Annotated in this window: 20 protein-coding genes and 1 tRNA gene; 12 read left to right on the top strand and 9 right to left on the bottom strand. The window is 41.3% G+C overall.

What is annotated here, in order from left to right; all coding sequences use genetic code 11:
- Positions 1 to 17: 17 nt before the first annotated feature.
- Positions 18 to 1,868, bottom strand: a complete 1,851-nt coding sequence (locus CWB72_RS13330) for a cation:proton antiporter (protein WP_138632160.1) — start codon at positions 1,866 to 1,868, stop codon at positions 18 to 20.
- A 206-nt stretch (positions 1,869 to 2,074) separates the two neighbouring features.
- Positions 2,075 to 2,150 (bottom strand) — tRNA-Ala (locus CWB72_RS13325).
- Between the two features lie 138 nt (positions 2,151 to 2,288).
- On the opposite strand from CWB72_RS13325, the gene CWB72_RS13320 reads away from it, so the two are divergent.
- Positions 2,289 to 2,687: a hypothetical protein gene (locus tag CWB72_RS13320; RefSeq protein ID WP_138632157.1), complete on the top strand. Its 399-nt coding sequence runs from the start codon at positions 2,289 to 2,291 to the stop codon at positions 2,685 to 2,687.
- Positions 2,680 to 3,195: a prolyl-tRNA synthetase associated domain-containing protein gene (locus CWB72_RS13315; RefSeq protein WP_138632154.1), complete on the top strand. Its 516-nt coding sequence runs from the start codon at positions 2,680 to 2,682 to the stop codon at positions 3,193 to 3,195. Before CWB72_RS13320 ends, CWB72_RS13315 begins: the two co-directional genes overlap by 8 nt.
- On the opposite strand, the gene CWB72_RS13310 is transcribed toward CWB72_RS13315, so the two are convergent.
- Complete coding sequence (locus CWB72_RS13310) at positions 3,168 to 4,310, bottom strand: MFS transporter (protein WP_138632151.1); 1,143 nt, start codon at positions 4,308 to 4,310, stop codon at positions 3,168 to 3,170. The two genes, CWB72_RS13315 and CWB72_RS13310, sit on opposite strands and share 28 nt — an antisense overlap.
- Before the next feature lie 260 nt (positions 4,311 to 4,570).
- Between CWB72_RS13310 and CWB72_RS13305 the strand changes: the two genes are divergently transcribed.
- The 4 genes from CWB72_RS13305 to CWB72_RS13290 all read left to right on the top strand — a co-directional run bounded on the left by CWB72_RS13305 (position 4,571) and on the right by CWB72_RS13290 (position 7,562).
- The gene (locus tag CWB72_RS13305) at positions 4,571 to 5,113 is read left to right on the top strand and encodes a DUF2058 domain-containing protein (protein WP_058030972.1); all 543 of its coding nucleotides are present in this window, start codon (positions 4,571 to 4,573) and stop codon (positions 5,111 to 5,113) included.
- Between the two features lie 54 nt (positions 5,114 to 5,167).
- Positions 5,168 to 5,479, top strand: coding sequence for a c-type cytochrome (locus CWB72_RS13300; protein WP_138632148.1), 312 nt, complete (start codon positions 5,168 to 5,170; stop codon positions 5,477 to 5,479).
- Between the two features lie 131 nt (positions 5,480 to 5,610).
- Positions 5,611 to 6,378 (top strand): class II aldolase/adducin family protein, encoded by a 768-nt coding sequence (locus CWB72_RS13295; protein ID WP_138632145.1) that lies wholly within the window; start codon positions 5,611 to 5,613, stop codon positions 6,376 to 6,378.
- A gap of 8 nt (positions 6,379 to 6,386) precedes the next feature.
- A complete protein-coding gene (locus CWB72_RS13290) occupies positions 6,387 to 7,562 on the top strand; it encodes a mandelate racemase/muconate lactonizing enzyme family protein (RefSeq protein WP_138567331.1) in 1,176 nt (391 codons plus the stop codon).
- Positions 7,563 to 7,644: 82 nt separating this feature from the next.
- Here the strand turns inward: CWB72_RS13290 and CWB72_RS13285 are convergent, their stop codons facing one another.
- The 3 genes from CWB72_RS13285 to CWB72_RS13275 form a co-directional block, all read right to left on the bottom strand.
- A complete protein-coding gene (locus CWB72_RS13285) occupies positions 7,645 to 9,273 on the bottom strand; it encodes a methyl-accepting chemotaxis protein (protein WP_138632142.1) in 1,629 nt (542 codons plus the stop codon).
- A 127-nt stretch (positions 9,274 to 9,400) separates the two neighbouring features.
- Positions 9,401 to 10,108, bottom strand: a complete 708-nt coding sequence (locus CWB72_RS13280; RefSeq protein ID WP_138632139.1) for a pseudouridine synthase — start codon at positions 10,106 to 10,108, stop codon at positions 9,401 to 9,403.
- A gap of 57 nt (positions 10,109 to 10,165) precedes the next feature.
- Positions 10,166 to 10,495 carry a 5-carboxymethyl-2-hydroxymuconate Delta-isomerase gene (locus CWB72_RS13275; RefSeq protein ID WP_130254027.1) on the bottom strand — a complete coding sequence of 110 codons (330 nt, stop codon included), beginning with the start codon at positions 10,493 to 10,495 and terminating at the stop codon, positions 10,166 to 10,168.
- 66 nt (positions 10,496 to 10,561) lie between these two features.
- Between CWB72_RS13275 and CWB72_RS13270 the strand changes: the two genes are divergently transcribed.
- The 6 genes from CWB72_RS13270 to CWB72_RS13245 all read left to right on the top strand — a co-directional run bounded on the left by CWB72_RS13270 (position 10,562) and on the right by CWB72_RS13245 (position 15,596).
- Positions 10,562 to 11,032 carry a CreA family protein gene (locus CWB72_RS13270; protein ID WP_249349106.1) on the top strand — a complete coding sequence of 157 codons (471 nt, stop codon included), beginning with the start codon at positions 10,562 to 10,564 and terminating at the stop codon, positions 11,030 to 11,032.
- Positions 11,033 to 11,034: 2 nt separating this feature from the next.
- Positions 11,035 to 11,826: a hypothetical protein gene (locus tag CWB72_RS13265; protein ID WP_138632136.1), complete on the top strand. Its 792-nt coding sequence runs from the start codon at positions 11,035 to 11,037 to the stop codon at positions 11,824 to 11,826.
- Positions 11,810 to 12,436 (top strand): LysE family translocator, encoded by a 627-nt coding sequence (locus tag CWB72_RS13260; RefSeq protein ID WP_138632133.1) that lies wholly within the window; start codon positions 11,810 to 11,812, stop codon positions 12,434 to 12,436. Before CWB72_RS13265 ends, CWB72_RS13260 begins: the two co-directional genes overlap by 17 nt.
- A 2-nt stretch (positions 12,437 to 12,438) precedes the next feature.
- Positions 12,439 to 12,939 carry a gamma-glutamylcyclotransferase family protein gene (locus CWB72_RS13255; protein WP_138632130.1) on the top strand — a complete coding sequence of 167 codons (501 nt, stop codon included), beginning with the start codon at positions 12,439 to 12,441 and terminating at the stop codon, positions 12,937 to 12,939.
- A gap of 22 nt (positions 12,940 to 12,961) precedes the next feature.
- Positions 12,962 to 14,521 carry a serine hydrolase gene (locus CWB72_RS13250; RefSeq protein WP_138632128.1) on the top strand — a complete coding sequence of 520 codons (1,560 nt, stop codon included), beginning with the start codon at positions 12,962 to 12,964 and terminating at the stop codon, positions 14,519 to 14,521.
- Between the two features lie 157 nt (positions 14,522 to 14,678).
- Positions 14,679 to 15,596 (top strand): histone deacetylase family protein, encoded by a 918-nt coding sequence (locus CWB72_RS13245; protein ID WP_138632125.1) that lies wholly within the window; start codon positions 14,679 to 14,681, stop codon positions 15,594 to 15,596.
- Positions 15,597 to 15,622: 26 nt separating this feature from the next.
- Here the strand turns inward: CWB72_RS13245 and CWB72_RS13240 are convergent, their stop codons facing one another.
- From CWB72_RS13240 to purD, 3 genes are all read right to left on the bottom strand, one after another.
- Positions 15,623 to 15,934 carry a hypothetical protein gene (locus CWB72_RS13240; protein ID WP_138632122.1) on the bottom strand — a complete coding sequence of 104 codons (312 nt, stop codon included), beginning with the start codon at positions 15,932 to 15,934 and terminating at the stop codon, positions 15,623 to 15,625.
- Positions 15,935 to 16,471: 537 nt separating this feature from the next.
- Positions 16,472 to 17,287 carry a DUF2797 domain-containing protein gene (locus CWB72_RS13235; protein ID WP_138632119.1) on the bottom strand — a complete coding sequence of 272 codons (816 nt, stop codon included), beginning with the start codon at positions 17,285 to 17,287 and terminating at the stop codon, positions 16,472 to 16,474.
- Between the two features lie 110 nt (positions 17,288 to 17,397).
- Complete coding sequence (gene purD / locus CWB72_RS13230; protein ID WP_138632116.1) at positions 17,398 to 18,681, bottom strand: phosphoribosylamine--glycine ligase; 1,284 nt, start codon at positions 18,679 to 18,681, stop codon at positions 17,398 to 17,400.
- Between the last annotated feature and the right edge of the window lie 14 nt (positions 18,682 to 18,695).

The raw sequence follows: 18,695 nt of genomic DNA, 5'->3' as shown, positions 1-18,695 counted from the left end.
TTTCTCAGAGTGATTTTTTAAGAATTAACTGCCTCAGAATCATTTTGTAAGTATGACTCTTTTAAAACTGTCATTTTCGGTGGTTGCAGGGCAATGATCTTATCACCTTCTTTGGGAGGTGTGTCGTGTTCATTTAAGAATGGCTGAGCTTCAGTAACTTCTTCATCTTTTGTATTTTCAGTGATAATAAACAGGGGTAAAGCTTCTTTATTGACGTCTAAGTACTTTTGCCAATTGAACTCCTCGGTTAGTTTAGTTGCGCTTACTTTTCCACCTTTTGCAATTAAACTACTGAGTTTGGCATAGCTTCCTTGTTCACCGAATAATATTTGTCTCGATAAAAAAGTAGCACTGTCTTTATTTGCCTTCGCATGATTGGTAGAGGAGCGAAGAGAGAATACACTTTGTTCGTTGAGTAAGTGGGAAAAATATTGCACGCCCAGTGCATTATGGTGTCGATTCGGCGACAGCGCGAGTACTTTACTTAACTGAGTCATTGGTAAATAACGTTCGGCATGCTCAGATTGTGGGTTGCCATAATAACACTGCAAGCCATCCATTCTTGCCATTTTGCAGTTTTCCCAAGCAGGATCTGATAAATGCACACTGATACTCTGCTCTTGTAAACCTTTAGCAATAGCTCTAGCAACATGGTTTGCACCTATAATGAGTAACGTATTAGGGCTTGGTTGGCGAACACCTAAAAATTTTGCAAATGGAGTGGCGGTTAAGCTTTGTAAGACGACAGTGACTATAATCACTGTAAAGATAAGGGGAACCATTTTTTCCGCATCAGGTATACCTTTTTCGATCATACTTAGCGCAAAAACAGAACCAACAGCAGCTGCAACTATACCTCTAGGTGCGATCCAAGACAGTAACACTCGTGATTTGAAGGAAAGCTCAGAGTTAAAAGTCGAAATCGCAATACAAATAGGCCTAGCAATAAGTAACACCACAGCTATAAACAGCGTGGTATTTAAACCGAGCAACATTAAATCTGCGATTTCTAATCTCGCGGCTAGCAAAATAAACAGACTAGATATCAAAATCATTGATAAGTCTTCTTTAAACTCCAACACAGAATCAATTTCTAAATCGTCTTGATTGGCAAGCCAAATGCCAAATACAGTAACAGCCAATAATCCAGATTCATGGCTTAAGTGGTTTGATAGCGTAAAACTAAATAAAACCAATGCGAGAATGCCAAACTTATGAAGTTCATAAGGTAGCCACTCTTTTCTTATTAATAGGGTAGTTAACCAGCCTGATACAAGCCCAATACCAAGTCCGACTCCAAGAGTAGAAAATAATGCCCAGACTGTATGGCTAACGATTTCACCGTCGCCTACAAAGCTCACAGCTTCAAAAACAAGTACAGCAAAAAGTGCACCGATAGGGTCAATGACAATACCTTCCCATCTCAACACTCTGTCAATATCTTGATTTGGGCGCATCGCATTGAGCATAGGGGCTATCACTGTGGGTCCAGTCACAACTAGCACGGCACCTAAGACGGCGGCAACACGCCAATCAATTTCAAGAATATAGAGGCCAGCTAAGGTAATAATGATAAAAGTAGCAAGCATGCCAATAGAGCAGAGGTTGCGAACGATTTTTCCAATACCTTTTAATTCACGGAAGTGTAAGGTGAGCGCACCTTCGAAAAGGATTATCGCAACAGATAAAGATACGACAGGAAATAGCAGATCACCCAAAAGTAGATCAGGGTTCAGTTGCCCACTGATAGGACCCAACATTAAGCCAACGAGTAGCAAAAATAAAATAGCGGGTACTTTAAAAATCCAAGCTAACCACTGAGCAAAAACCGAAAATACTGCAATTCCAGTAATATAAATAGCTGACATGCACTCTCCTATCAAATAGTCATATGTGAATATGGCTATTTAGTTAATAAAATATATAGCGATTTATAAAGTAATAGTCAGTTAATTCTTATGGCTTGTAGGCAAATAATGCAAACGAGCAGAAAATTATAAAGCCATTAATTTAAACATAGACCTGAATAGAAGATTATGTGATGTAAATGAAGAAATAATGAAAAGTAGTAAAGTGGTGGAGCTAAGCAGGATCGAACTGCTGACCTCCTGCGTGCAAGGCAGGCGCTCTCCCAGCTGAGCTATAGCCCCACATTACTAGACTTAATACGGACAGAAATTTATATTTTTTTTATTTCAGCGTCAATACTATTGATAAAAAAATCACAAATTATTTATTGGCTTTGATAAACTGAAAAAACTCGACTTCTTTGTAATGGCTTAATTTATATGAAAATACGCGCTTTTCTAGCTTTAGTCTCAGCTCTCCTCTTATCAGCTTGTGTTAACAAGCCTGAACCAGAACCATTCAAAATTGAGAAACAGAAGCTTCATACTAAACAGGCCGATGATGGTACGCACTTATTTGCTTTTATAGTCACAGTTGAGAAGCAAGCGCGAGTGAAGCTTGATACTGCAAAAAAGATCTCTCGCAGTGACTTTAAACGCTTTGTAAATGAAGAGCATATTGAGGATTCTTCAAGCTTAAAGCTAGCGCTTGAAGATCGTGCTGTTGTTTTACTTAAAGGCGCACTACAAGAGCAAGCATATTGTTCTAATGGCTATTCAATTGATGAGGTATATTGGAAGGAGCGACAGGTTCAGTTAAGGGGAAAGTGTAATGACTGAAGTTGTTGAACGTGATCGTTTAAAAACTCTCGAAGCAACTTTTACTGAACTGAAAATAGCTGTGATTAAGTATGAACATCCGCCATTACATACGTGCCAAGATGCAGACGATCTTAATCTCAATCGAGCTGGTGTGAGGATAAAAAATCTATTTTTACGAGATAACTACGGTAAGCGACATTTCCTTTTGTTGGTACCTGCTGATTATCAGGTAGATTTAAAAGCGCTGTCTAAACAGCGACAGTTATCGCGATTGGGATTTGCATCATCTCAACGGTTAGCTAAATACCTAGGTGTTAAACCGGGCTGCGTTTCGGCATTAGCAGTTTTAAACGATATCGAACAATCAGTCACAGTATGGGTAGAATCAAGCCTATGGCAGGCTGAACAATTTCAGTGTCACCCATTTTTTAATGATCAGACTTGGGTGTTAAATAAAGCGGATTTAGAGCGCTTTTTTGAGTACACAGATCATACGCCTCAAGTCATAGACGTGCCTTGCTTGTAGTTTGCAAGGCATGCAGTAAGCCCGAGTAAGCAACAAACTAATAAACAAGCCAAAAACGCGATATAGCCATATTCTTCAAAGATAAACCCTGGTAAAAATGAGCCGAGTGCGCCACCGCTGTAATAAAAAGACACATAAGCACCGTTAGTCACCGAAGCTGGTGCGGCACTAATTTTGTTTGCTAATGGCGCTGCGGTTGCATGAATAACGAACATACAACCACAGAAAAGGGTAAAGCTGACAATGAATAAGCTTAAAGTATGGCTTGCAAGCATGATGTGACTTACACAATATAAAACAAAAATAAGGCTTAATAGTGCCCAAGCGTTTTTAATTTTCTTATTAAGCCATGGCGTGCAAACAGACAAAATTGCTCCGACCAAATAGCCCGTGTAAATAAAACCAATTTCCTCATTATCCGAAATACCGTATTGGTTTTGTACAATAAAGGGTAAAAAGTTTAGGAGTGCGGCAAAGCAAAAAAACATAAAAAACACCGCGACGAAAAGGCGCAAGAGAATAATGTCTAGTAAATGTGCTAAATGTAGCCAAGGCTTTATTTTTAGTTTAGTGCGCTCTTCACTTTTAACTTGTTTAGGAATGATTAACGCAAGGACAACTAAGCTCACACTAACTAAGTAGAAAAAGTTCTGCCACTGCCAAAATGCGGCAAAGTTTGCAGCAAGCATCCTGCCTAAGTAACCCCCAATAATTGAACTACCAATATACAGAGTCATATTTCTTTGTAATGCATCACCTTGAAAAGTGGTGCCGATATAACTCGTCATGCCTATTAGTGCTGCAGGTACTGTTAGACCCTGTATAAGTCGGCAAATTAACAGTCCTGAGAAGTAATCTGAATAGGCAAAAAGTAAGTTACTTGCAGCAAGAATTAACAAGGCGATACGCAAAATTGACAACGGATTGAACTGGCTCAGCATAACGCCGTAGCAAAGTGGTGCGATGGCAAGTGGCAGCATAGTTACTGTCATTAATGCGCCACTGTTTGCAATTGAAACATCATATAGCTCAGAAAAAATAGGTAACAGAGGCTGAGGGGCGTATAAGACTATAAATGTACAGACAGAGCAAAGTAGTAATTTAAATAATGACATGGTGTCTGATACCCAAAACAGCGCAAATAAGAAAATATTGTGCTAAACCTTAATAGGCTAGTTAAATGTAAAGCCAAATTACAGAGCATGTTAATACATGAAGTTCTTTAAGTTTAAAGCTTTATCAATTAGTTGGTAATTTTTTGCGCTAAATCACGCTTTATTTGCTTTACTTTAGTTAGATTGCAGTTGCACCTCTCTTTGTCGTGTCGTGTATCTGAGTTAATATATTGGGAATTGTATTTTCATGGAGTTGCAGCATGGGTTCTCTACAAGACCAATTACTAAAAGCAGGTTTAACGACTGAGCATAAAGCCAAAGTTGCTAAAACCGAAAAACGTAAAGCACAAAAGAAGAAAAAGAAAAAAGGCGCGACAAGTGATCAATCTGACTTACAAAAGCATATTGAACAAACAAAGCTTGAACAGCAGCGCAAAGCCGAAGAGCTAAATCAAGCTAAACAAGCAGAGTTAAAAGAGCGCGAGCAAGTTGCTCGTGTTAAGCAAATATTAGAGCACCACAACCAAGACGAAATTCGTGGTGAAGTGACATTCAACTTTACTTACGACAATAAAGTAAAAGAGTTGGATGTGAACGAGCAAACTAAACAAGCCCTATCAAAAGGGCGTTTAGCAATTTGTGTTCTTGAAGGTAAGTTTTATGTACTTCAAGACGAACCAGCACGTAAGATCGCTGAAGTGGACGAGAAATACATTGTTTTCCATGTTGCTGACGATACAGCTGAAAGCGATGAAGACGACCCATATGCGGGTTATGAGATACCAGACGATTTAACTTGGTAAATTCGTGATTGGGGCAAGTAAAGAATTCATATAGTCACACAAGAAGAGAAAATTATGAGTAAAGTAAAATATCTGGTTTTAGGTGCAGGCATTGCATTTGCAAACAATGCAGAAGCTGCAGATGGTAAAGCGTTATACACGGCAAAAATGTGCCAAACATGTCATGGTGCTGAAGGTAAAGCACCTATCATGGATGCATACCCTAAAATCAATGGTCAAAACAAAACATACCTACTTAACCAAATGAAAGACATTAAATCTGGCGCGCGCGCTAACGGCATGTCTATGGCAATGAAGGCAATGGTTGCAAATGTATCTGACGCTGAGCTAGAAGCGATTGCTGATTATCTATCAAAAGTTAAGTAATCCACATTGGATTATGAAAAAACCACCGCATGTCGGTGGTTTTTATTTTATTGAACATCGAACAAGAGTCATTTAGACTTCTAAACTTCTAAATTGGCTGGTTGAGCCAAGTTAATATTTTAAGGCAAATTATGTTTGAACTACCAAAACTCAACTTAAAAGGCAAAGTCAGCGAACAAGAGTGGCAACTTCGTGTTGATTTAGCTGCGTGTTACCGTCTAGTTGAGCATATGCGTTGGGGCGATTTAATTTATACGCATATGTCTGCGCGTTTACCTGGTACAAATTATTACTTGGTGAATGCATTTGGTTTGAGTTTTGATGAAGTGACAGCATCTAATTTAGTGAAGGTCGACTTACAAGGAAATATTTTGGATGACACGCCATTTGAAATAAACCCTGCTGGGTTCACCATTCACAGCGCTATTCACGAAGTAAGAGAAGACGCACACTGCGTGATCCACTTACATACAAAAGAAACCATTGCTGTTGCCAGCCTTGAGTGTGGCCTATTGCCATTAAGCCAACATTCTATGTTCTCATTGCCCTCGCTGTCTTATCACGATTATGAAGGTTTAGCGGTGAATGAAGACGAAAAAGCGCGCCTACAGAATGATTTAGGTACTACCAATCATATGCTGTTAGTTAATCATGGTGGTTTGACAGTAGGTCCAACTGTGGGTGATGCCTTTATGCGTTTTTATGATTTACAGCGAGCTTGTGAAATTCAAGTTGCTATTCAAGCGACGGGCCAAAAAGCCGTGCCTGTGCCTCAACCAATCATTGACAATATTTATAATCAAGCAAATGTCGTTCATAGCGGTAGCACAGGTGGGCAGTTAGCCTGGCCTGCAATGCTCAGAAAAGCGTACCGCCTTGATCCCAGCTTTGCTGAATAGGAGCTAACATGAAAGTAACTCGCGTCGAAGTTTTTGATATCCATTGTCCAGAAAGACCAGCTTGGACTCCAGTTTTTGTTCGTATTCATACTGATGAAGGTATCAGTGGGGTAGGTGAAGCAGGCCTTGCCTATGATTTAGGCCACAGTGCGGCAGCGAGTATGATCAAAGAAATGGCAGAAGCCTTTCTTATCGGTCATGACCCATTTCAAACAGAAATGCTTTGGTCACGTATGCTACGTGAAAGTTTCTGGGGATTAGGCGGTGGCCCTGTAGTTTACGCTGCGATGAGTGCCATTGATACTGCACTTTGGGATATTAAAGGCAAAGCATTAAATCTACCTGTTTATCAACTTCTTGGTGGTAAGGTAAACCCAGAGCTTCGCACCTATGCATCGCAGCTACAGTTTGACTGGGATGATGAGTTCAAAGCCCTTGTGCAACCTCATGAATATGCAGAAGCGGCACATAAAGCGATAGCAGAGGGATACGACGCGGTTAAAGTTGACCCTATCATGTATGACAAAGACGGTAATACCTATTACGACCGTACTAAGCTTATCTCTCGTGCAGAAATGAAGCTATACCGTGCGCGTATGGCTGCTATTCGCGAAGCGGTAGGAGATGAAGTAGACATTATTTTTGAATGTCACAGTTTGCCAGGCGCAACATCAGCCATTCAAATTGGTGAGATCGCAGAAGAGTTCGATTGTATGTATTACGAAGAGCCGGTGAATTACTTAAACCACTCTTTACACGCCAAAGTTGCCGATAAAGTGGCAGTGCCAATTGCGGGTGGTGAGCGTTTGTATAACCGCTGGGGTGTACGTCCATATTTAGAAGATCAAAGTGTAGATGTGTTGCAGCCAGACATTGGTCTATGTGGTGGTTTCACTGAGACGAAGAAAGTATGTGATTACGCTGATATCTTTGATGTTCGTATTCAAGCGCACGTATGTGGTGGCCCAGTTGCAACGGCAGCATCGCTGCATTTAGAAACGGCTATTCCGAATTTCTTAATTCATGAACACCATACTTATGCGATTAAGAAATGGAACCGAGAACTGTGTATTCAAGATCCACAGCCTAAAAATGGCGTATTCAAAGTATCAGAAGCACCAGGTATCGGTATTGAGCTAAATGATGAAGTGGTGATGCGTTCTACACGAGTTGAAATAAAATAACAGCTAAACATCACTAAACCTAAAAAAGGGTCACATTACAGTGACCCTTTTTTAATGACTTAAGTTTTAGCTTGGTGGTGTATTAACTAAACTTAGCCATCTCATGCTCAAGGTCTTTAGTTAAACCTTTAATGCTGTCTGTTGCACTGTGAGCATGGTGAGATACATTGGCAGTCTGTGCCGCTGTATCAGAAATGGTGACTACACGCTGAGCGGTATCTTCACCCGCTGCGAGCTGCTCTTTGGCCGCATGGGCAATCTGGTCACTCATCTGCGAAATAGCGCCCAGAGAGTTCGCAACCATTTGTAATGCATCACTGGCATCTTTAGACATTTTTACAGTCTTTTCAGATGTTTCTACACTTAAGCTCACAGAGCTTTTTGCCTCTTGTGTTGCTGATTGAAGATTGCCAATCATGGTATGGATCTCTTCAGTACTTGATTGGGTTCTTTGTGCAAGTTGTCTTACTTCGTCAGCAACAACCGCGAACCCTCGCCCTTGCTCACCAGCTCGAGCTGCTTCGATAGCGGCATTTAAAGCAAGTAAATTAGTTTGTTCTGCAATGCTTTGAATAACGCTAAGTACATTCGCAATATTCTTAACTTCATCATCAAGAATGCGAATATTGTTACCTGCGCTATCAATCTGCTGTTCTAATAGCGCGATTGCTTGTGCCGCTTCAGACGTTTGCTTATCTGCATTTTGACCTTGCTGCTCGGCTTCTTGTACGGAGTAAGCGGCCTGCTCGGCATGTTCAACAACAGTTTGCGCCGAGGCTGTCAGTTCAGTAATCGCGGAGGCAACCATTTGGGTTTCTTCACTTAAACTTCGGGTAAGTTGCTCTAATTCTTCTGAGCGAGCTTCACCATCATAGCTTTGTGATTGCAACTCAGTACTCACATGTTGGATGCCATCGACAACGCCTTTTAGACCCTGTTGCATATATTGCATTGCGGCAATGATACTTTCTTCATTGGCGTTGTTGGTGTTGATGTCTGTGCTTAAGTTGCCGCGAGATACTCGCTTCACAATTGAGAGCACAGTATCGAGTTCGGCGCCCAACTTGTTAGATAAGCCTAAACCAAACTTAGCTAGAGCAAAGGCTAAAGCAGTGGCAATGATAAGAGAGATAACTAAAAGCCATTGAGCAGTATTCCAATAGCGTTCATTGACTTCTTTCATACTTATGCCAGTACCAATATACCAACCAAAGCGAGACGTTTTTTGAACAACAGACGTGAGATCGACAACTTCCCCTTCACGAACAGAGTCCCAATGATAGGTGATAATACGATTGGTTTTATTACCGACCAGCCTTTTTACTTTCTGGCCTATGCTTTGGCCACTGGCATCTTTAAAGTCGTTAAAACTGGTACCTTGTAATTCGGGGTCGTGAGGAGTGGCAATAAAGTCGAGCTTCTCGTTTACTACATACACATATTCTGAATCGTGATACTTATTCTCTCGAAGCATTTTGGTGGCTAACTTCTTAGCTTGCGCTTCGTCTAGTTCGCCTGTGACAACATAATGCTCAAATTGTTCAACAATGTTGACCGTGCTTTTCATGAGTTGATTAATACGAGCAATATTATCACTTTCACTTGCATGGCGAAGCGCTTGTAAACCAAACACTGCAACCACTAAAAGTGAGACGAAAATTGCCGCAGTAAATAAAATTATTTTTATTCTTAAGGTGATACCTGACAGCACGACGGACTCCTAACTAAGTTCAGTCTTTCATGTCTATCATGATTATAGGGTAGATGTTAAGCGGGGATTGAGAAAATGCAGGATTTATGATGTGATATTTTTTCATAAACCCTGAATACTTATATGGTTATTTGCGAATCAGTTGAACTTCTTGCTCATTTAAAGCGCGGTATTCACCGGGTGCAAGCGTTTCATCTAACTCGATGCCAGCAATATTTTCTCTATGTAATTCAACAACTTTATTTCCAACTGCTGCGAGCATGCGTTTTACTTGGTGGTATTTACCTTCGCAAATAGAGAGTCTTAAGCTGTACGTCGCTAAGCGATCTGCTTTAGCAGGTAAAGTTGCATCTTTTTCACCATGTAACATGACACCTTTCTCTAATTGAGACAGCATTTCATCACTGATAGGCTCTAGGGTTTCTATCAAATAAGTTTTAAATTTCCTCTGCTTAGGAGAAGTGACTTTGTGTGACCAATCGCCGTCATTGGTGATGAGGACTAAGCCTGTGGTGTCGATGTCTAGTCGACCTGCAACATGAAAGTTTTTTAAGTTGGGTTCATCAAGTAAATCGAACACGGTGGCGTGCATTTCGTCATTATTGGCACAGATATAATCTTGTGGTTTGTTTAGCATGTAGTAGCGCATACCTAGATACGCTATATGCTCGCCTTGCCATTCAACGTGATCATCTTGTGAGATTGGGTGATCAAACTTTGTGATCAGTTCTCCATTCACTACAGCATTACGTTTTTTTATACCCGCTTTGACTTTAGAGCGAGGTAACTCTGTTATATGGCTAACGAATTTATCTAATCGACAAGGAAATTTCATGTTAAATCACTTTTGTAATGCATTGTAATGGCATTATACGAAAGCCAATATTTTAAATCAGTTCTTTCTGTATACTTCAGGCAATAAATCGTAAACATGAACACTGAGTTGATAGTCACAGCCCAGTAAATCTTCTAAAGCAAACAGTAAGGTTTCACTGAGGTACTGCTTTTTCTCAACTTCACGTCCTGCCATGATATGGGCTTGAACATGGACAAATCCAGCTTTGCCATTACCAAGCTGAAAGTGTTGAAAACTATTAGCTCGGGTCTTTACCGTCGTTAAATCAAATAGCGCTGTGCCAATTGCAGCTTGATGAATGGTTGCTACTAGTTCTTCGGTCTGTATATGTAAGTTGTCTGAGTGCTCAATGATAAAGTGCGGCATAGATGACTTCGCTCGTTAATTATGCGTAAATAACGCTATGTTATTTGAATATAGATGTATTGTCAGATGTTTTTAAAACGTACTCTAGGCGCTATTTTGATCACTGCAGGCTTAATGGGTTGTAGTGATGACGCCGCTAAAGTTAGTTTAGGTTTATTTACTACCAAAGATGTGGTGGTTAAAGCGAAGCAAGATCCTATTGTAACAGGCGTGACTTGTCATATAAGTCATATAGAAGCAGATTTAGATTTTTCAGATCCATCTGATATGTCCATCGCCTGTCGACAAACAGGCCCGATTACTGCCGAGCAGTTACAGCAAATAGATTTATCAAAAGATGGTGAAGTGGTGTTTAAAGCCTCTAAAAGTATTTTGTTTAAATCATTAAAAGTGCGTCGTATTTATGATGCTGATACGCAAACCTTATTGTATTTGTCTTATTCAACTAAAGAAACCAGCGGTAGTCACCATCATGCTTTATCGAGTGTGCCTTTGTATAACACTCAGGCTTGGAATTGGATTAACAAAGAAAAATAAATATGTTGTCGTTATTTAAAACAAAACCCCTTGTATCAAAAGAAGAGGAAAGCTGGTTAATCGATGCTTTTATTTGGGCATGCGATAACTTTGATGGCCAATATTTCTTAGAGCATACGCAAGTTATCGAGCCAACAGGGCAGTTTTTCCCAGATCAGGTTTCAAGTGTTGAGCAGATGGCACAAACTGTGTTTAAGCGCGTGCGTGATTACGCGGGCTTACAAGTGTGGCCTGTGCAACTGGTCAACCCTAATCAAATGATGCCTCAGCAAATTGCGCCTTTTAAATTTGTCGGCTCGAACCGTGGAGCGGATGCGCAAATCGTTAATCCGCCCAGTATGCCTATGAGTTTGTCTTATAACCCAAACCAGATTAATCAGCCGCAAGATCTCGTTGCCAGCTTGGCAGGAAGCCTAGGTTTGATGATGGTTTATCAAAAAGGCGTTATACCGCCGGGGGGGAAAGAGCAAATTCCTGCAGCCAGTGATGCATTAGCGTGTTATTTGGGCTTTGGGGTGATGATGAGCAATACCGTCTATCAATTTAAGGGTGGCTGTGGCTCTTGTTATAACCCTTATGCCAACAGGCAAGCGGCACTTACCGAGCCTCAGACTGTGTTTATGCATGCACTGATCTGTCATTTTAAGCCGCAAGTTGATGGTAAAAAGCATCTAAAATCTCATTTGCGCAGTATGTATAAACAGGCGCAAAAGCAGATTAAGGCGTTGTTAAATGAATCAGCAAACCCATACTTGTTAGCGTTAGAAGAGAAGCGACATGCTCAGTTATCTTGATGAGTTTTTATTAATCGCCATCGCGCATTTTTTTGCGGTGGCAAGCCCTGGGCCTGATTTTGCCATCGTACTTAAGCAGAGTATTCAGCAGGGGCGTAATAACGCCTTATGGACCAGTGCTGGTGTCGGGTTGGGTATATTTGTGCATGTCGCATATTGCTTATTAGGTGTGGCTTTAGTGCTAGCAAACTCACCTGAGTTATTTACTATTTTGAAGTATGTGGCTGGTGCGTATTTAGCCTATATGGGTGTGCAAGCGCTCAGAGCTAGGCCGGCATCTGGTGATGGCGATATAGATACCGCTGAGCGTGTTCAGGCTGAGTCGGCGTTTAAAGCATTTAAGCGCGGCTTTTTAGTCAATGCATTGAATCCTAAAGCGACTTTATTCTTTATGTCATTATTTACACTTGTGATTGCGCCAACAACGCCTACTTCTGTGCAAGCGATATACGGTCTTTATATGGCTTTAGCCACTTGGGCATGGTTCTCATTTCTAAGTATGGTTTTGAGTAAGCAACCTGTGCGTGCTTTTTTTCATCGAGCAGGACATTGGTTTGATAGAGGCATAGGTGTTGTACTGATTGCCTTGGCAATTCGAGTGGTGGTGTAGCAATGAAAAAGAAACACATTAACTTTGCCTATGGTTCGAATATGTCTACCTCTAGGCTATTTGCGCGTTTACCCAATGCAGAATTACTCGGTGTGGGCACTTTACATGCTTATCAATTGACGTTTGATATGCTTTCTACCGACGGCTCAGCAAAGTGTAATATTGTGCCTGCAAAGCAGCGCGAGGTGTTTGTTCACGGTGTACTGTATGCGCTCGATGACCAAGAGCTTGCGAGACTAGATGAAATTGAAGGTGAAAGATACGACCGTGAAACGGTGGAGATTGTCCGTCCTTGCGGAGAAGTACTCATCGCTCAGAGTTACATTGCCAACACTTTTATAGATAAACATCTGCCTTTTGATTGGTATGTCGAGCACGTTCTAAAAGGCGCGCAAGAGCATCAATTCAACTCTGATTATATAACTCAGATCTCAGCACAAGCATCGCAAAGTGATAGTAATCTAGAGCGCGCTGCTAGAGAATGGGCCATCCACAAATTATAAAAGAACAACAACAAGGGATATTATGAAACTCAAGGCATTATTTTCAGCCATGTGTTTAGTGGCTGCAACTAGCGGCTTTAATGCATTTGCACAACAAGTAAAACCAAAAGACGTTGAGCAAGCCGTTAACGACGCTATGTCGCAATTTAACATTCCAGGTATCGCCATTGCTGTGGTAGAGAATGACAAAGTTGTGTTAGCAAAAGGCTTTGGTGTACGTCATTTAGAGTCAAAAGCGCCAGTTAACGCCAATACTTTATTTGGTATCGCCTCTAACTCTAAAGCGTTTACTGCTGCGGCGTTGGCTATGCTGGTGGATGAGGGAAAAATCACTTGGGACGATAAAGTCATCAAGCATATTCCTGAGTTTAAATTACATGATTCATATGCTACTCGAGAAATGACCATTCGTGACTTACTGAGTCATCGCAGTGGTTTAGGGTTAGGTGCTGGTGACTTAATGATTTGGCCAGATACCAATAAATCAGTGCCCGAGCTAATTGAGGGGATCAGCCATTTAAAACCAGTTTCTAGCTTTCGCAGTCAATACGCTTATAACAACTTGATGTTCGTGATGGCCGGTGAAGTGGTTGCGCGTGTCAGTGGTTTAAGCTGGCAAGAGTTTGTCGAGCAAAAAATGATGAAACCGCTTGAGATGACCACGTCTCGCGCTGGTTTTTCTCGTATTGATAAAGCAAATCAAAACTGGGCTACAGGCCATATTCCAATGAATGGCGAGTTAACGCCTTTCTTCGTGAATTATTTAGAAGATTTTCGTGGTGCAGGCGCCATTGCATCTAACGTCAATGAAATGAGCCAGTGGTTAATAACCCAGCTAGATGGCGGTAAGATGCCAAATGGTAAACAATTGTTTAGCGCTGAGCAACAGGTGCAAATGTGGCATCCACATATTATGCGCGTGGCGTCTAAAAATGCCTTTGAAGCGTATCGTCAACAATTTAGAGGGTATGGCTTAGGTTGGTCGATTGAAGATTATAACGGCTTCAAAAAAGTCGGTCACGGTGGTGGTATTTTAGGCATGGTGTCACAGGTTGCGATGATCCCTGAGAAAAAGCTAGGTGTAGTGGTTTTATCTAACCAGCAAGCTTATCCTGCATTAACAGCCATCATTAATGAAGTATTTGAAGATGCATTAGGTCTTGAAAATCAAGACTATGTGACAAAAGCGGCTGAGCGTTTCCACAAAGGTAAAAAAGAAGCCTATGCCAAAGCTGGGGCGGTGAAGCTTGAACAAGTACAACCAACGTTACCGGTACAAAATTATACAGGCACGTTAACCAGCGATTGGTATGGTGATGTGATTGTCGAGTATGTGGCTAATGAACTACGTATTGATTTTACTCATACTAAAATGCTTAAAGGTAAACTAGAGCACCACACTGGTAATACTTTTATTGTGCGTTGGGATGACGCACTATTAGAGGCAGATGTATATATTCATTTTGAAATGGATAAAGCACAGCGAGTAAAGTCAGTGAGTATGGAATATGTGAACCCGCACATTACCGACTTTAGTTTTGACTTCCACAATTTGGACTTAAAAGCCAAGCGTGCGGAATAACGGCATTATAAAACATAGGCCCAGTTAGTTAACTCTAACTGGGCTTTTTTGTATTTGGTTAAACTTAGTTTAGGTTATTAACTAGCACCAAAGTCGCAAAGGCGTTATAAGATAGTTTTGTTAAACTGGATGTGAATTTTCTTGGCAAGGAATCGTTATGCGTACCGCAGTTATCAGTCACCCACATTGTCGTAAACATATAATGATTACAGATCACCCCGAGTGCCCTGAGCGTCTTGATGCGGTATCTGACCGGTTATTGGCATCTGGGCTAGATATTTCGGTAGCGCAAAAAAGTGCCCCTAAAGCAGAGTTAGAGCATATTGCATTGGTGCATGATAGAGCGTTAATCGATAAAGTGTTGACTTCAATTCCGCAAGAAGGGCTGAGAGAACTCGATGGTGACACTTGGTTATGCCCTGATTCGATGAAGGCTGTTGAGCGTGCGGTTGGAGCCGGTATCTTAGCGGTGGATGAAATTCTAGCCGATAGTATTGATGCTGCATTTTGCAATGTCAGACCACCAGGCCACCATGCCAATCAGTCAACGTCTTCTGGATTTTGCATCTTTAACAATGTTGCCATTGCTGCTGCCTACGCAAAACAGCAGGGTGTGAAACGTATCGCGATTTTAGATATTGATGTGCACCATGGTAATGGCACCCAAGATATTTTTAGAGACGATGAAAGCGTACTTTTTTGCTCATTGTTTCAGTATCCATTTTATCCCAATACCGCTATTGAAAATACCGACACGGTTATTAACTCACCATTGGCGATAGCCAGTGATGGGGTTGATTTACAAGCTTTGTACTCGCAGCAATGGGAGCCTACGCTAAGGGCGTTTAATCCCGAATTGATCTTTATCAGTGCAGGCTTTGATGCTCACCTAGAAGATGATATGGGCAGCCTTAAATTCATTGAGGCCGATTATCAATGGCTAACGGAGCAGGTTGCTGAACTTGTTAAGCAATCAGACTGTAAAGGGATCATCTCCTACCTTGAGGGCGGCTATGCACTCTCTGCGCTTGGCAGAAGTGCAGTAACACATATAAAAGCCTTGGTCGAAGCTTAAAGCTTATTATTCAGAGCTCAGGCTATTTAGACTTGCCTGTAAATCTCACAGGCAAAATCATATAGATCTTGCAAAGAAGTGAAGCTTAGTTTCGCAATACAGCAATGACCGTCTTGCGCTAATTGCTGTTGTAGCTTTGTGGTTAACTTATCAAGGTTCACTTCAATGCGCTGGTTTGACGCCAGATTAAATGCCTCACCATTATTTTGAATATACATCGATTCCCTTTTCTGTTCCTCTGAAAAATAGAAAAGCACATTAGATAGTGATGACTTACTTTCAATATACTCAATGCCATGCTCTGTTATGAGCAACAAAGGGAATGCTTTAATAGTCAAAATTTGTCCTCAATACAAGTTTGTTTCTTAGCCAATATTATACTGACAAAGATTGACTCAATGCGAGGAGTGTTTAATGACATTTTAAAGTCCTCGACCAAGAGTCAAAGGGTTGTATAGCAACCAGTTGCTACCTTGTGAAATCAGTACATCAGCGTTTATAACAGCAACGACAGTATGCATAAATATTATTTAATGGTTTTACTGAGTGCACAATAACTAAATTCCTATTGATGTACTAAAAATCGATGCTTGCTTTACTTCGATAGTCCCTTATGAATATGGCAACTGTAAGATTGTGACTGTCATTGTGGCGATAGCAAAAGTTTTAAAATTAAATATTGTAGCTCAGAGGAGGTTAGAAAAGCAAGTTCAAAAAGAGTTCTTAAAGCAGCTAGTTTGTTATTATTTAAAGGTTATTTGTTCTATTGGCCTTTGTATGAATCGCAATGGTTGAGTTTTTACTAAACGCATACACATTCAAATTTAGAAACACCGATGCATTAAATACATCGGCATATTATTCATCGAGTGAACTTATAATGCTTCGAAAGCCACTTCGTAAGAAGTGAATTTACGAATGTTGATAACGCCTTTGTCAAAGATTAAGTATTGACCTTTAATGCCTTCAAGTACGCCAGACACTTCAGGATCTTTGTCGAAGTTAAACGAGCTGATCTTGGTCGGGTATTCTGTAACAGGGAAATCTAAATCAACGACTTCTTCGTCTAATTGTTCAATGGCGGTGGCACCAAACAACTCAGCCAGCTCATCTAATTTAGCTTGAATTTGTGGGATAAGCTCAGCAGCAGCGGCTTTTAAATCAACATCGACACTGACGCCTTTGAGCATATTGCGCCAATTGGTTTTATCGGCAATGAACTCGGCTAAAGCGACTTCTACGAGACCTGACTGTAAGCGTGTTTGCACTTTAAAAATAGGCAGAGCTTGTGTCGCACCTTGGTCAATCCAGCGCGTAGGAATTTGTGTGTGGCGAGTAATACCGACTTTTAACCCAGATGTATTTGCAAGGTAAACATAGTGCGGGATCATGCAATTTGCTTCACCCCACTCAGGCTCGCGACAGGTACCTTGATCAAAGTGACAGGTTTCAGGCTTCATAATACACATGTCACAGCTAGCCAGTTTTTTCATACACACAAAGCAATGACCTTGTGAGTAACTTTTTTTGGTTTTTTTACCACAGCTACAACAGTAAATATTACCTGTGAAAGTTAGCTTAATCGCTTTACCAAAATATTGGTTTAGATTAACCAATTCATCGCCTAGTGGAAGATGATATTGAATCGGTTGAGTGTGGTCTGCTTTTAGCTTACGCAGTGTACCTTGCATCTTTACGCCCCTAAAGATGTGAAAATTTAAGTGCGCAGTCTAGCAAAGCTGGTGGAGAGTTAAAAGAAAGGCCCTCGAAAGGGCCTTTAATCATCTAAATAGATGTGAGATTACTGTTCGCGAGCAATGGCGCGATAAGCGATATCAGTACGGAACTCAACGCCGTCCCAATTGATTTCGTTTACCAGTGCATACGCGCGTTTTTGCGCTTCAGTCACAGTGTGACCAAGTGCAGTTGCACAAAGTACACGACCACCGGCTGTTACAACGTTTTCGCCGTCTTGTTTAGTACCTGCGTGGAATACTTTCTCGCCTTCAGCGTAATCAACACGAAGACCTGAGATAGCATCATCTTTTGGATAGTTACCAGGGTAGCCTTTCGCTGCAAGTACGACGCCTACCGCTGCACGTGAATCGAACTTAATTTCAGTTTGATCTAGCTCTTCACGGTTTGCCGCTTGAATTAGCTCTACTAAGTCAGACTGTAAACGTAGCATGATAGGTTGAGTTTCAGGATCACCGAAACGACAGTTATACTCGATTACCTTAGGTGTACCGTCAGCGGTGATCATAAGACCTGCGTATAGGAAGCCTGTGTAAGGAGCACCTTCACTAGCCATACCTTCAACCGTTGGGTTGATCACTTCGTTCATGATACGCTCATGAATGTCAGCGGTTACAACTGGTGCAGGAGAATAAGCCCCCATACCACCCGTGTTAGGACCTTGGTCGCCGTTGTATGCACGTTTGTGGTCTTGGCTTGTTGCAAATGGCAGCACGTTTTTACCGTCAACCATGACGATGAAAGAGGCTTCTTCACCTTCAAGGAACTCTTCGATAACTACACGACTACCTGCTTCACCAAATGCATTTCCAGCAAGCATATCGCGGATTGCTTCTTCCGCTTCTGCTTCTGTCATTGCAACGATCACACCTTTACCCGCAGCAAGGCCATCAGCCTTAACTACAATCGGTGCACCTTTTTCTTTTAGATAAGCAAGTGCAGGTTCGATTTGTTCAAACGTTTGATATTCCGCAGTTGGAATATCATGGCGCGCTAAGAAGTCTTTTGTGAACGACTTAGAACCTTCTAGTTGTGCTGCTGCCGCTGTTGGACCGAAGATAGCTAGACCTTCTTCACGGAAACGGTCAACCACACCAATCACTAATGGTGCTTCAGGGCCAACAATAGTTAGCTCAACATTGTTGTCTTTGGCAAATGCAACGAGTGCATCTAGGTCTTCAACACCAATAGCCACATTTTCTAACTTAGGCTCTAGTGCAGTACCTGCATTACCAGGTGCAACAAAAACGGTTCTTACAGAAGGGTTTTGAGCGGCTTTAAACGCAAGAGCGTGTTCACGGCCGCCACTGCCAATGACTAGTACATTCATGGCGTATTTATCCT

Origin of the sequence: Pseudoalteromonas phenolica, from assembly GCF_005886345.1 — a bacterium.
GTDB classification, from domain to species: domain Bacteria; phylum Pseudomonadota; class Gammaproteobacteria; order Enterobacterales; family Alteromonadaceae; genus Pseudoalteromonas; species Pseudoalteromonas phenolica_A.
This window is presented reverse-complemented; position numbering and strand designations above follow the sequence as displayed.